The sequence below is a fragment of the Blautia caccae genome (genome assembly GCF_040095955.1).
Lineage (GTDB): Bacteria > Bacillota > Clostridia > Lachnospirales > Lachnospiraceae > Blautia > Blautia celeris.
On sequence record NZ_JBBMFP010000014.1, the window covers coordinates 1 to 14,091 of the forward strand.

The 14,091-nt window shown below is 42.6% G+C and carries 11 protein-coding genes; 10 read left to right on the forward strand and 1 reads right to left on the reverse strand.

All coding sequences use genetic code 11. From position 1 onward, the window contains the following. From WMO65_RS15510 to WMO65_RS15520, 3 genes are all read left to right on the forward strand, one after another. A partial coding sequence (locus tag WMO65_RS15510) for a type IV secretory system conjugative DNA transfer family protein (protein WP_349064440.1) occupies nucleotides 1-729 on the forward strand: 729 nt, incomplete at its 5' end. After that, complete coding sequence (locus tag WMO65_RS15515) at nucleotides 726-869, forward strand: hypothetical protein (RefSeq protein ID WP_155857316.1); 144 nt, start codon at nucleotides 726-728, stop codon at nucleotides 867-869. The genes WMO65_RS15510 and WMO65_RS15515, both read left to right, overlap by 4 nt. Next, complete coding sequence (locus WMO65_RS15520; RefSeq protein WP_349064441.1) at nucleotides 853-2,508, forward strand: zincin-like metallopeptidase domain-containing protein; 1,656 nt, start codon at nucleotides 853-855, stop codon at nucleotides 2,506-2,508. The genes WMO65_RS15515 and WMO65_RS15520 overlap by 17 nt, the downstream gene beginning before the upstream one ends. A gap of 134 nt (nucleotides 2,509-2,642) precedes the next feature. On the opposite strand, the gene recA is transcribed toward WMO65_RS15520, so the two are convergent. Beyond that, nucleotides 2,643-3,644, reverse strand: coding sequence for a recombinase RecA (gene recA, locus WMO65_RS15525; RefSeq protein WP_349064443.1), 1,002 nt, complete (start codon nucleotides 3,642-3,644; stop codon nucleotides 2,643-2,645). Nucleotides 3,645-4,351: 707 nt separating this feature from the next. Here recA and WMO65_RS15530 point away from each other — a divergent pair. The 7 genes from WMO65_RS15530 to WMO65_RS15560 all read left to right on the forward strand — a co-directional run bounded on the left by WMO65_RS15530 (nucleotide 4,352) and on the right by WMO65_RS15560 (nucleotide 14,088). Beyond that, the gene (locus WMO65_RS15530; protein WP_148391853.1) at nucleotides 4,352-5,416 is read left to right on the forward strand and encodes a hypothetical protein; all 1,065 of its coding nucleotides are present in this window, start codon (nucleotides 4,352-4,354) and stop codon (nucleotides 5,414-5,416) included. Nucleotides 5,417-5,423: 7 nt separating this feature from the next. Next, a complete protein-coding gene (locus tag WMO65_RS15535; RefSeq protein ID WP_349064445.1) occupies nucleotides 5,424-7,154 on the forward strand; it encodes a sensor histidine kinase in 1,731 nt (576 codons plus the stop codon). An 8-nt stretch (nucleotides 7,155-7,162) separates the two neighbouring features. Then, the gene (locus WMO65_RS15540) at nucleotides 7,163-8,815 is read left to right on the forward strand and encodes a response regulator transcription factor (RefSeq protein WP_187370541.1); all 1,653 of its coding nucleotides are present in this window, start codon (nucleotides 7,163-7,165) and stop codon (nucleotides 8,813-8,815) included. A gap of 105 nt (nucleotides 8,816-8,920) precedes the next feature. After that, on the forward strand, nucleotides 8,921-9,841 hold the full coding sequence (locus WMO65_RS15545; RefSeq protein ID WP_052099062.1) for an ABC transporter permease: 921 nt from the start codon (nucleotides 8,921-8,923) through the stop codon (nucleotides 9,839-9,841). A gap of 21 nt (nucleotides 9,842-9,862) precedes the next feature. After that, the gene (locus WMO65_RS15550) at nucleotides 9,863-10,759 is read left to right on the forward strand and encodes a carbohydrate ABC transporter permease (RefSeq protein WP_033139960.1); all 897 of its coding nucleotides are present in this window, start codon (nucleotides 9,863-9,865) and stop codon (nucleotides 10,757-10,759) included. Nucleotides 10,760-10,823: 64 nt separating this feature from the next. After that, a complete protein-coding gene (locus tag WMO65_RS15555; RefSeq protein ID WP_148391856.1) occupies nucleotides 10,824-12,524 on the forward strand; it encodes an extracellular solute-binding protein in 1,701 nt (566 codons plus the stop codon). A gap of 139 nt (nucleotides 12,525-12,663) precedes the next feature. Continuing rightward, nucleotides 12,664-14,088: a glycoside hydrolase family protein gene (locus WMO65_RS15560; RefSeq protein ID WP_148391857.1), complete on the forward strand. Its 1,425-nt coding sequence runs from the start codon at nucleotides 12,664-12,666 to the stop codon at nucleotides 14,086-14,088. Nucleotides 14,089-14,091 lie beyond the last annotated feature (3 nt).

Here is a 14,091-nt window from a genome sequence, read left to right on the forward strand (position 1 = left end):
TCTTATGAGTATGTGAGCGGCCTGCTGGGAGAGTTCACACTGAATAAAAGGAGCAGCGGTAAGACCTACGGGTCGCATGGGTCCACCAGCAGCAATGTGGATTCCCTCGGTCGGAAGCTCATGACCGAGGATGAGCTTCGGAAAATGGACAAAGAAAAATGCATTGTCCTCCTAGCAGGGGAGAACCCGGTAATGGATAAGAAATACCAGACAGGAAAATGTGAGCGTTACAAACAGGCGGTTGAGCTGGGCTGCTATGATCTCCCTGCCCGTGCCGTCAGGAACGGGATGCACTTTCAGGACCTGGAACAGGTATCCCTGGAACCCCTTGAAGAGGAGGAAATCGACTATTACCGGAAACAAAAAGAATCCGGCGCGAGTCCGCAATATATCATCCTGGATGAAGACAGTTTTCTGCAGATGCATTTCGATGAGGAGCCCATGGACGAGGAAGAGATCCGGGAGCTCATGGAGCAAAGCCAGGAACGGATCCGGGAGATCGAAGAAGAACAAGGCGGTGCCACACTTGATCTATCCGTTGGCACTGCATATGACTGGATCAACCGGTATCCCCTTGATCCGGAGCAGATGGAGGAGATCATCCAGGCCCTGGAGGATGGGATGACCGATGCGGAGATCAGGACATTTTATGACCCGGATCTGACAGCGAAGCAGATGAATCAGATGCGGAGACTGCTCATGCTCAGCAGAAAGGAGACAGCAAGGTGAATATCGAAGAGTGGAAAGAACAATATGGCGTAGTAGAGGAGCCGGGGGTGATCGATATGGATGACCTGGAGGAAATGGCGGAGATCAAGGATGAATCTGTAGATGAAGAATGGAGGAGAGCCGATGGCGACAGCATTTGAAAAGGTGATGGAAAGCCGGAAAGAGCTTGTAGAGAAAGTCATCCAGCTGATGGAGGAAGGATACCATAATAACCGCCCAGCCTGGGACCGTCTCGCATTTTACCCGCACAATCCGGAATCCGGATCCGTCTATAAAGGCGGTAACAGGCTGCGCCTGATGGTGGCCGGTATGGAAGCCGGCTATGCGGATCCCCGCTGGATGACCTTCAAGCAGATGGAGAAAGCAGGATACCACCTGAAAACAGGGCAGCACGGCGTGATGTGTGAGAAATGGATCTTTCAGGAGAAAAAGAAAGTAGAGCAGGAGGACGGGAAACAGAAAACGATAGAGGTAGAACTGAAAAAGCCAAAAGTGGCTTTTTTTTATGTTTACAATGCGGAACAGGTGCAGGATTATCCGGAACTGAAAAAGAATGATCTGGATCTGGACCTTGCAAAACTGGCAGATGACCTGATCAGGAGCAGTGAATGCCCGGTATATGAGCTTGCACAGGACAATGCGTTTTACCATAAGGGCCAGGACCACATCGTGCTGCCGTTGAGGGGCATGTTCAAGGATGCGGGATCCTTTATCGCTACCCTGATCCACGAAATGGGACACAGCACAGGCCATGCGTCACGCCTGAACCGGACCTTTGGAACGCGTTTTGGTGATCCGGACTATGCGAAGGAGGAACTGCGGGCAGAGCTGGGTGCCCTTTTTACAGAGACAGACCTGGGCGTGGACCCGTCCGCAGAAGTGCTGGAGGACCACAGTGACTATTTAAAGTCCTGGATCGGAGCGCTGCGTGATGATCCCAATGAACTGTTCCGGGCCTGTGCAGATGCGGAGAAGATATCGGAACGCATAAAGAGCTGCCTGGAAATAGTTTTGGAAAAAGAGATACAGGAAGAAAACCAGCTGGAAATGCAGGAGCAGACGGCAGAGGATCCGGAAACATTGCCGGCAGTGGATCCAGCCGGACCGGAGCAGCCGGCTAAAGACAGCCAGCCTTCAAGCGAAGACACTTATTCTATCTATCAGCTGAGAATGGATGAAAAGCTGAGTGATTACTTATTTACACCCTATTCTGAGCTGCAGCGAAATGGGAAAAATGTGGAGAGTGATAATTATGAACAGGTCTACTCTGGGGAACTAAAAGAAGGGGAGACATTAGAAGATCTGTATATCCGCTTTAACCTGGACCATCCGATGGATTTTAAGGGGCACAGCCTTTCTGTATCGGATGTAGTGGTCATACACCAGGAAGGGCAGGAGACAGCGTATTATGTGGACAGCGTGGGCTTTGCGGATATCACCCATGAATTCCTGCCCAGTCCTGAATGGGATGCCGCTTATTGCCTGGATAATGATCAATACCTTTATATCCAGGTCTGTGACACGGGATATGATTATACACTGTTTGATCATATGGGTGAGCTGATAGATGGCGGACAATTGGATGCTCCAGCACTTTCTATGGAGGAGGCCTGTAAAGAGATCTGTGAGATGCAGGACTTGTCCCCGGGGCTGATAGAAAAGGTCCCAGTGAATATGATCGAAGGATTCCAGGAAGATGCAGCTCTCCATATACCATCATCCATAGAAGCAGAGAAACTGCCGGCACAGGAAAAGGATGTGCGGAGGATTAAGATGTGATCAGGGAACTGCTGTGAAGATGAGCTTGCATTCCAACAAGCCGAGTAGTAAAATGGATTTGTACCTAGAAGTGGGTGATCGAAGGTATGACATGGTAGGCCGGTGTTATTTACATCGGCCTATTTTCGGTTTGTCTAAGATGCAGGCTGAAATGAAATGCCAATGTTTTGGCGTATTTGGGATTCAAGTAGTTCCATTAATTCATGATTTCCTTCAAAATATAGTATTGCATCTTCCCGTCCCTGGCCGATAACAGAATCTTGATAATAATACCAAGAGCCGCTCTTTCTGATTATATTTTGAGCTTCTGCAAAGTCAAGGACTTCACCAGCGTGGCAGATCCCTTTTCCATAAAATATATCCATTTCTGCAGTTGAGAATGGAGGGGCAACTTTATTCTTTACTATCTTTACTTTGACATGATTCCCAATTACACAATTATTCCGTTTGATGGTGTCAACTTTTCGTACATCCATACGGACGGAAGCGTAGAATTTTAAAGCGCGGCCTCCAGTTGTGACCTCTCCCATAGAATAACTTCCAATCTTCTCACGTAATTGGTTGATGAAGATAACAGTGCAGTGATTATTACTGATATATGCAGTGAGTTTTCTTAATGCTTGAGACATAAGCCGAGCTTGTAATCCTACATGACTATCACCCATTTCACCGTTAATTTCAGCTTTTGGAACTAATGCAGCTACAGAATCTATAACAATAAGGTCAACGGAACCAGAACGGACCATTACTTCTGTAATTTCTAAGGCCTGTTCTCCGTCGTCAGGTTGCGAAACATAAAGGTAATTAATGTCTACACCAATGTTTTGGGCATAAGCAGGATCCAATGCATGTTCTGCATCAATAAATGCAGCAACGCCTCCATGTCTCTGGATTTCAGCAATAATATGTAATGCAACAGTAGTTTTACCACTGGATTCGGGCCCGTAAATTTCGATGATACGTCCTTGGGGAATCCCTCCAACACCTAAAGCAGTATCTATACTTAATGAGCCTGTAGAAATAGTTTTAATATCCATACCATTTGATTGTCCGAGCCTTTGAATAGCGCCTTTGCCATAATTTTTTTCTATTTCTGTTATAGCGTTTTCAAGAGCAGTTTGTTTTTTATCATCCATTTCTAGTACCTCCAAATCGAATGTATGTTCTTAATATGAGTATACAAAACATATGTTCGTTTGTCAAGGTGTCATATCTTGATAATTTATTTGAGAAACATTCTGTATTTAAATTCGAGTCAAGTAAGTTTGCATGTACCCATGATATCATATTATTTATGTGTATAATAAAGGTAATTGTCAAGTTGTGAATGACTGCATAATGACTGTACAAAGAAAGAAATTAGAGAATACTATTTGGAAATAGATGAAGAAACGATAATTTATGTTTGTGTTTCTTCTTATATAAAAGGAATTAAACCTCTATAAAGTTCATGTGCTAGAATTAAAATACACTTAAATAATCTGATTTATATAAGGACCCCGGAAATGCCTTTGTTTCAGGCATTTTCGGGGTTTTTTGTCTTGAATTTATAATAATCATGGAGTTATAGGCCGTCTGCTTTACCAGAGCAGGGCGGCTTTTTTTATGCGCGTAAGTGAGAGTCGATGCAATTCAAAATCCAGGCGGGAAACCATACCCACTCTACCGGCATTCTGATATCATTTCCAGAAGAAATCAGAAAGAGATACATGCGGCAGCAAACACTGCAGACTGGGAGGTGGTTCGAGTGAAGATTTTTGTATGGAAGTATAGTTCTTTATATATATGAGATATACTTAAGCTGTTAAAATAACGTGAAGAAAAGAATTTGGGAGGCACGGCTATGAAAAAGAAAAACGGAAGATGGATGCTACTGGCAGGAGCAGCGGTAATTATGGCTGCTGCTGTCGCATTTGCAGGATGTGGGAAAAGTGATAAATCTGTAAAAATTGAGAAAAGCCAGAAAGAAACAGCGGAAGAGAAAACAGTTGTGCAGGAAAATGAGGGGGCAGAAGAAGAACGGGATACTGAGACGGAAAAAACCACTAAGAATGCTGTTCTTGAACTGCCGCAGGATGGAAAGCGTTTTCCGGTGGGAAACCGCAAAACCATGACAAGGATAGCAGTTGTGAAAAACGGGGAGAAAGTGTTTGAAATCAGTAAAGAAGCATCAGAAAATCAGGTGGATTTCAGTGAGTGGCAGGTGACTGCACCATATCACACAAAGCAGCTTGTCAATGTTTCCGACATTTATACATTTTTAGATAATTATGCAGCATGGGGTTATCTGGAAAAGGCAGAGGAAGAAAGATTCATTGATTCAGGCGATTGGGTGGAAGAAGAATTTTCGGATACAGGGAGCGTGAAGATTCAGATAGGGGAAGAGGATGAGGAAGGTAATTCTTATGTCCGTGCGGATTATTCCGGGAATGTATACAAGGTTGATAAAGAGATGCTGGAAGTGCTGACCGGTGTTGAACCATATGATTTCATTATGGGAATCGCAAATCTCGTCTATCTGACAACTATAGATACACTTGAAATAGACACGGGAGACACAAAGGCTGTCTTTGAGATAAAGACAGACAGCAGCAATGACCAGGAATTTATGAAAGAAGGAAAAAAAGCAGACAAAGATCAATTTACAAAGCTATATTCCTCATTGATCTCTGTCCTGATCACAAAAGAAGCGGACCGGGAACAGGCAGAGAAGGTCCTGAATTCAGAAAAACCTGTTTTATCACTGAAATACAAACGGAATCAGGAAGGTCTGATTGATATTGAGATTGCCTACTATCCATATGATGATGAAAATTACCTGCTCAGCAGGGACAAAAAAGCAGAATTTCTGGTTTCGAGGGAACAGGTAAATCAGATCATAAACCAGGCAGAAATAATATGCAGATAGGAGTAAGATGAAAAAAAAGAAAGGTCAGAAACGGGCATTCGGCAAATATCTGTTTCGGTGGCTGCTTGTTCTGGTTCTGGGATTTGCAGCTATCAGCGTTGCTTTTAATATCTATATTTACCAAACAGAAAAAGATCACTATACAAATTTAAACAAAAAAGAAAAAAAGGACAGGATTGAATATCTGGCAAGAAATATGAACGAGTCCTTTACAAAATTGAAGAGAATGTCGGAGATGGTAATAGGGGATGATGTGGTTCTGGAACTCTATTGCAAGTATGACATGGTGAACAGCTTTGAAAGGGGAAAACTTTGTGATGCCATAAAAGAACGGTGTATGGAACTGGATAATATGAATGAACTTACGCTGTCCAGCACACTGTATTTTCCGGATAAAAATCTGAAAATAGACCGTTTTGGTTACCATGATGATGATTCAGAAGAGTTTCGCCAGTTTATTACAGAGCGTCAGACAGGAAAGGTATTTTTAGTGACAGATGACAGAGCTTATATGGTGGAAGTTCTGAAGAAAGATTATATTGAAGATTATTGGGAACAGGGGAATGTGCTCGGAGTCTTTGTAATGGAAGTGGATACGAAACGAATCATGAAGGAACTGAATTTTGCAAAAATGTCACCCCAGGATATTCTTCTGATGACAAACATGGACTGTTCCGAACTATATTTTACAGACGGAACAGAAAAGCTGCCGCCGCTTACGGAACTTCAAGACAGCAGGAACATGGCAATAGGAGATAATCAGTACTTTGTGGATTCCTATGAGGAGGAGGGAAGCTTTTTCAGGATATATTATCTTCAGGACCAGAGTTTGCTGCAGCTTTTGCAGAAAAATATGAAGAACAGTATTCTGGTATTTATCGGAATCAGTATTCTGAATATTGTACTTGTTATGCTGCTGGGTTTTCGTTATATTCTCCACCCGCTGGAGGTACTGCTTGTGAAAGCGTTCGGGGAGATTGAAAAATCAAATCTGTCCTACCGTATTCCGCTTACCAACAAGGACGGTGTGTTTTCGGATCTTTACAGGAAGTTTAATTATATGGCGGAACGCATAGACAGTCTGGTTTCAAAAGAACTGAAACAGCAGATTCTTGTCAATAAGGCTAATTTCAAGCATCTTCAGGCACAGATTAATCCTCATTTTATGTACAACAGTTACTTTCTGCTTTATCGTATGATTAAGAGCGGTGACCGAGAGAGCAGCCTATACCTGTGTGAAAACCCCGGGCACTTTTTTAAATATATTAACAGAGATTCGGGAGATGATAAAAGACTGTCTGATGAGGTTAGTCATGCGAGAGCCTATGCAGTGATACAGGGTTATCGTTACAGGGGACTCATCAGCATTGATTTTCAGGAACTCCCTGAAAAATATAATTATATCATGGTTCCGAGACTTGTGATACAGCCTCTGTTTGAAAATGTATTTAAGTATGTGATTGACGAAATGGATGACGATGAGAAAATCATCCTGCGGGTGGGATACCATGAAGAAGGGGAACATCTGGTGATCTCTGTGGAAAATTCCGGAAATATACATGAAGAAGAGCTTTGCCGCATCAGGCAAAAGCTTCAGGAGCCGGAAAAAGAAGAAAATATTACAGCATTAGTGAATATTAATCTGCGGTTAAACGCGTACTTTAAGGAGGATCAGTCCGTCCGTGTTTTAAAATCAAATCTTGGAGGACTGAAGGTGGAAATCAGAGTCAGATTATGAGGGAAAAGATGAGGGAAAAGGAAACGCAAAACAGAAAATACAAGCTTCTGGTGGTAGATGACGAGCCATTCATATCCGACAGCATGAAAGAACTGTTTGAAACGGAGCTGGGAGATATTTTTGAAGTGTTCAACTGCTATCATCCCAAGAAGGCACTTCAGATTTTTGAGTACAGACTTCCGAATCTGGTGGTCAGTGATGTTAAAATGCCGAAAATGACAGGGATTGAGATGGCAGAAAAAATGAGAAAAATAAAGCCGGACGTGCATGTTTTGTTTTTGTCCGGATATGATGAATTTGAACTTGTATATTCGGCCATCAAACAGAATGCAGACGATTATATTCTGAAAACAGAAGGAGATGCTACTATTCTTGCGGCAGTCAGGAAAATGGCAGAACTGATTAGACATGAAAATCTGTTTATGGAGGAATACGAAAGCTCGCAGAATAAAATCACATATATGGAACCTGTGTTTAAACAGCAGGCTTTGGTTCATATACTGGATGGAAGTATTGTGTCCACAGAGGATTTTGACAAAGTGATGGCGGATTTGGAGAATCCGCTGCCTGTAAAAGGGCAGCTTCTTCTGCTCATCGGAAGCCTGAAGGAAAAGGTATCCCAGAAGCTGCAGGAAAATATTCTGGAAACAGTTGAACAAATGCTGTACAAGGCATGGGATGAGAAAAAAATCGGATATATCCATAAAGTTATGTACAGGGATTCTTTTGTCTGGATGCTGGAAACAGGGGAAGAAGAACTTTCGGGACTTCTGTTTGTGACAGTTCTTGATATACAGAAGATAATACAGCAGAAGCTCAGTCTTCAGATGCGGTTTGTAATTGCAGAAAACGGAGTTTTGTGGAAAGAATTGAATCGGAAGTATAATGATCTCTGGTATGAAATGCAGGGGCAGGTACTCAATGAAGACAATAGTGTTGTAATGGAGAACAGGAAGGAAGATGCTGCTGAAAAGTTCAATGGAGAGAGTGTGGAGGTTGAACGGATATTTTGTGCCTTGACGGAAAAAATCAGCCTGCTGGAAAAAATACTTTCTCAGGAAAACTTTGAAGATTTCTGCATAGTACAGGAGGAAATTCTTCAGGTACTGGAAAATTCCAGACGTCATTCCATGTATGCATTGGAGCTGTATTATTCTCTGGGAAATATGCTTGTATCGTATATCAACAGAAAAAATATCCGTATGGAGCTTGCATCCAGGATTCAGCTGGTGGAGCTGTTTGACCCGGGGGCATTTGAGACATGGAAAGAAGCAGCGGATTACATTAGGAAGCTTGTACAGGTAATGAAAGAGTTACATGAGATTACAGATCAGAATACCCAGATTACAATTAACGAGAAAATTAAGGCCTATATTCTTTCGCACCTTTCGGAAGAGTTATCTTTGACAGTGATCGGACAGGTAATGGGATTTAATCCGGTTTATTTGTCAAGAGTGTTTAAGCAGTATGAGCATATCAGTATTCGGGATTATATTGAAAAGCAGAGAATAGAGCTTGGAATGCGGCTGATTAAAAATTCACGGTTGAAAATCTATGAAGTGGCTGAAGTCTGCGGCTATCAGAATCCGGCGTATTTTATTAAGATTTTTAAGGAACATTATGGCATAACACCTCAGGAATGCAGGAAAAATAAAATGTAATCATACAAAAATACTAACTTTTTTGTTGTAAAAGTAAAAATTGTTTTATATACGCCTTTCCATGGAATTGATAAACTGTAACAAGAAAAGGAAGGGAGAGCTGCTATGAAAACTGTTACGAAAAAGAGAAAAAAGGGATGGTTTAAGAAGGAACTGCCGTTCCATGTAATGCTGCTGCCGGCGGTTATTATTACCATTATTTTCAAGTATGTGCCGTTTGCAGGAATCAGTATGGCATTTGAAGATTACACACCGCTGCGGGGGCTGTTCGATCAGAAGTGGGTAGGATTTGAAAATTTCAGATATTTGTTTTCACTTCCGGGATTCGGAAGCGTAATCTGGAATACTGTTTTTATTGCAGTTTTGAAAATGGTAGGTAATCTGATTTTTCCTGTCGTAATTGCACTGCTGCTTAACGAAGTGAGGGCAAAAAAATACAAGAAGACTGTACAGACGGTACTTTATCTGCCGCATTTTATCTCATGGGCAGCATTGGCGGGTATTTTTATTGATATTCTTTCACCATCGGGAGGAATGGTCAACAATCTTCTGAACAGTATGGGAGTGAAAGAGGTGTTCTTTCTGGGAAATGCAGACGTATTCCCTTATACTATGGTATTTACTGATGTATGGAAAGAGCTTGGCTGGGGAATGATTGTTTACCTGGCGGCGATCACGGGAATTGACCCGACTTATTATGAGGCTGCAAGAATGGATGGTGCAGGACGGTTTAAACAGATTCTGCATGTTACGATTCCAAGTATTCTGCCGATGATTCTTCTGATGATGGTATTGAGTGTCGGCAATGTGCTTCAGGCGGGATTTGAGCAGGTTTTTAACCTATACAGTCCGCAGGTTTATGCTACCGGAGATATTATAGATACCTACGTATATCGGATCGGTGTGATAGAAGCAAAATTTGATTTGGCAACTGCAGTCGGTTTATTCAAATCAGCAATCTCTTTTGCCCTCATCATGGTGGGATATAAGATGGCAGATAAACTGGCCGGATATAAGGTATTCTAACTAGAGGAGGCTGAAAGAAAAATGAAGATAAAAGAATCACCGTCAAGAAAAGTTTTTATGGTACTGAATTACATATTTCTCGGTATACTGGCAGTGTCCTGCCTTCTGCCGCTGATTAATCTGTTCGCTATTTCCTTCAGTGCAAGGTCTATGGTGGATGCAAATGCGGTTAGCTTCTGGCCGAAAGGTTTTAATACAGCAGCTTATGAGTACATTTTGTCGAACAAGCAGTTTTTTCAGTCCTTCGCGATCACTGTACTCAGGGTAGTCTTTGGATGGGCCATCAATCTGGCATTGATTATCCTTGTGGCTTATCCGCTGTCAAAGGATAACCCCAGAATCTTCAGAAGCAGGAAATATTATACGTGGTTTTTTCTGGTTCCTATGGTTTTTAACGGAGGATTGATTCCTACATATCTCGTAGTAAGCAAGATGCATATGGTGAACTCCTTCTGGGCACTGATTTTGCCGGAAGCACTCCCTATGTTCTGCGTACTGATTATGATGAATTTTTTCCGTGGTATTCCAAAAGCAATTGAGGAGGCTGCCCTGGTGGATGGTGCAAACTGGTTTGTGACTATGTGGAAAATCTATCTGCCGCTGTCAAAAGCTTCCCTGGCAACCGTATCACTGTTTCTGATTGTCAATCACTGGAATGCATGGTTTGATGGATTGATCTATATGAACCTTCCGGAAAAATATCCATTGATGACATATCTGCAGTCAGTTGTGCTCAAATTTGATATTACTAAGATTACATCTGAACAGCTGATGCTCAATCCGCACCTTGTAGATGTGACAGGACGAGGGATCAAGGGTGCACTGATTCTCCTGTGTACAGTGCCGATACTGATGATTTATCCGTTCCTGCAGAAATATTTCGTTGCAGGTGTAGTTATGGGAAGCGTTAAGGAATAAGAAAAAGCGATGTTAAACGGAGAATACGTTTAATATAAAAAAGAAGAGAATAAGGAGGCTTTTTATGAAAAAGAAAAAAATTTTGGCTCTGATGATGGCAGTGTCTATGGCAGGTTCACTTGCTGCTTGCGGAGGAGGAGACTCATCGAAAGGTACTTCAAAGGGAGGTGCTTCAGAAGGCAGTACAGAGGACGGGATGGTCGAGCTGACCTATATGCACAAATTGAATGGTACAGAAAAATATGTCGGAGACGATGATATCAACAACAATGTCTGGACACGCTGCTATCAGGATGATTTGGGAATTAAACTGAATTACACGATTGCCGCTGCAGGAGATGACTATACACAGAAACTTACGATGGCAATCGCATCCAATGAGCTTCCGGATTTAATGGATCTTCCGCCTGAGGAATTTTCAGAACTTGCAAATGCCGGAATGCTGGCAGATATTACAGATTCCTATGAAAAAGATGCGTCTGATCTGCTGAAACAGACGATTGAGGTGGATGGAGGAATACAGCTTGCATCTGCAAAGGTTGATGGTAAGCTGTACGGACTTCCTCAGCTTTCCGCAGCAGACGGAACTTGTGACCTTCTTTGGATCCGTACAGACTGGCTGGAAAATCTGGGGCTTAAGGCGCCGACGACAATGGACGAATTGATTGAAGTAGCGAAAGCTTTCCGCTATAATGACCCGGATGGAAACGGTCAGGATGATACCTGGGGAATCGGATTCCAGAAGGCGATTGTGTCTGAGGATGGAGCAAGTCCGGGAAGTTATGAGGGATTCTTTGCTGCATATGGTGCGTATGCAAAGGCATGGGTAAAAGGAGATGACGGAAAGATTACATATTCCGGAATCAATAATGGCATCAAGGATGCACTGACGCAGTTGAATCAGATGTACGAAGACGGTCTGATTGACCCTGAATTCGGTGTTAAAGACACAGTCAAACTCGGTGAGGATATTTCGGCCGGAAAAGTAGGTATGTTCTACGGACTGGAAGGAATGCCGTGGGGAGCATGCAAGAGCAACATCGAAAATAACCCGGAAGCAGAATGGCAGTGTTATCCGATTGTATCTGCAACAGACGAACCGGCAAAACCGATTACTTATGTAAGAATCAGCCGTTATTATGCAGCGAATGCAAAATGTGAACATCCGGAAGCACTTGTGAAAATCGCAAATGTATTCCAGGATAAGATTAATTCCCTTGATTCAACAGAGGAGACACTCAATACGTTTGGTGTAGACCCTGAAACAGGCATCAACTTTGCTGAATATGCAGCATTCGGAATGGACCCTGCAATTCAGAAATGTAACACATATTATAAAGAAATCAAGGACACACTGGAAGGAAACAGCAAAATAGAAGATATCCATCCGGAAGCAGCAAGATACTATAATGTAATCAAAACATACATAGATGGAGGAATGGATAAAGCCTCCAATTCACTTGGATGGAACTACTATAAATTTATCGGACCGGAAGGAAGCTGGAACACGATTATCAACGATTATAAAGCAAATGACAAGCTGGTTCAGTCTGCATTCTTTGGTGCACCTACACCGACCATGAGTACAAATCTGGTATCCATGGACAAGCTGCAGTCAGAAACTTTTGTAAACATCATCATGGGAACACAGAAGCCGGAAACATTTGATGATTTTGTAAAACAATGGAAAGAAATGGGCGGAGACACCATTACAGATGAAGTAAATGAATGGTACAAGAAGACTTTGGCAGATGTGGCAGAATAGAAAAGCAGAGCTGCTGAACGTTTTCTTACGGTCAGCGCAGTAAATGCGCAGACCTGCTGAACGTTTTCTTACGGTCAGCGCAGTAAATGCGCAGACCTGCTGAATAGTTACGAACAAAATTACAATTGGAGGAGACATCGTGAAAGGAAACTATAATATTTTTTATACACCGGAAAAACAGTATCCGGGAATGCCGCATGGCGAAATGTGCGGAGACTTTATGCCTTTCTTCTGGAAGGGAGTGTACCATCTGTTTTATCTCTATAAATGCTGTGTTTATAAAGTGGAAACAGAGGATTTTGTACACTACAAAGAACCGACACTGGTTCTTCAGAACGGTTCACCGGATGATCAGGACTGGCATATCGGCACAGGCAGTGTTTTTGAGTATGACGGAATATTTTATTTTCATTATACCGGTTTTTGTGAAGGAAATCATGGACTTGAGGGTAAAAATGAGCAGGTGATTTTAAGAGCACGCAGTACAGATATGGTACATTGGGAGAAAGACCGTGACTTTTTCTTCCGACCGGATACTAGGTATTATGGAAACCTTCACTGGAGAGATCCTCATGTGATTCGGAATGACGAACTGGGAAAATTTTTCATGCTGATTACAGCTACCCAAAAGGAAGGGGCATATAAACGTACGGGATGTACGGCCGTGTATGTATCAGAAGATATGAATACATGGGAGCATTTTAAAACATTATATGCACCGAGAACCTTTATTACACATGAATGTCATGACTGTTTTAAGATGGGAGATAAATGGTATCTTACATTCTCAAATTATTCCCGTTGGTGGGAAACGAGATACAGAGTGGCGGATTGTTTCCAGGGACCTTATAGAGTACCGGAGCATGACGATATGTTTGACGGCAGGGAATATTATGCAGCAAAGTCTGTGACAGACGGAAAGAAACGCTACATGGTAGGCTGGGAATCTATTCGAGAAAACTGCAGGGACAGCGGCAGACACCTCTGGGGCGGAAACATTCTGGTTCACGAACTGGTTCAGCGAGAAGACGGTACACTTGGAGTGAAGATGCCGGACACAATCGAACAGTCTTTTACGGAAGAAATTCCATTGAAACTGACATTACGCCAGGGCGAGTTTTCCGGTGAAGATGCCTGCTTTACAGGAAGTGCATCAGACGGCTTTGCCTGGGCAGAATTGTCAGAACTGCCTGAGACTGCACTGTTTGACACAGAACTTTCATGGAGTGAAGGAACAGAGGCAGTAGGAATTATGATTCACGCACAGCCGGATCTTAAAGAATGGTGTCAGTTACGTCTTGAAATAAAGAATGGCAGAATCCTTATGGATCGTTACAACAGAGTAGACGGAGATCAGTATTATCTGGATGAACGGCCGGTTCGATTTACGGAAAACTCTGCTAAGGTCAAACTGGTGGTAAGCGGAAATATCATGCTGGTTTATGTAAATGATGTGGCATTGGTTTCCAGATGCTATGAGATTGCTTCCGGTTCCGTGGGAATTTTTACAGAATACGGAGAAATCAGGGCAAAGGGAACAAGACTGTTGGTACAGAAATATTGACAT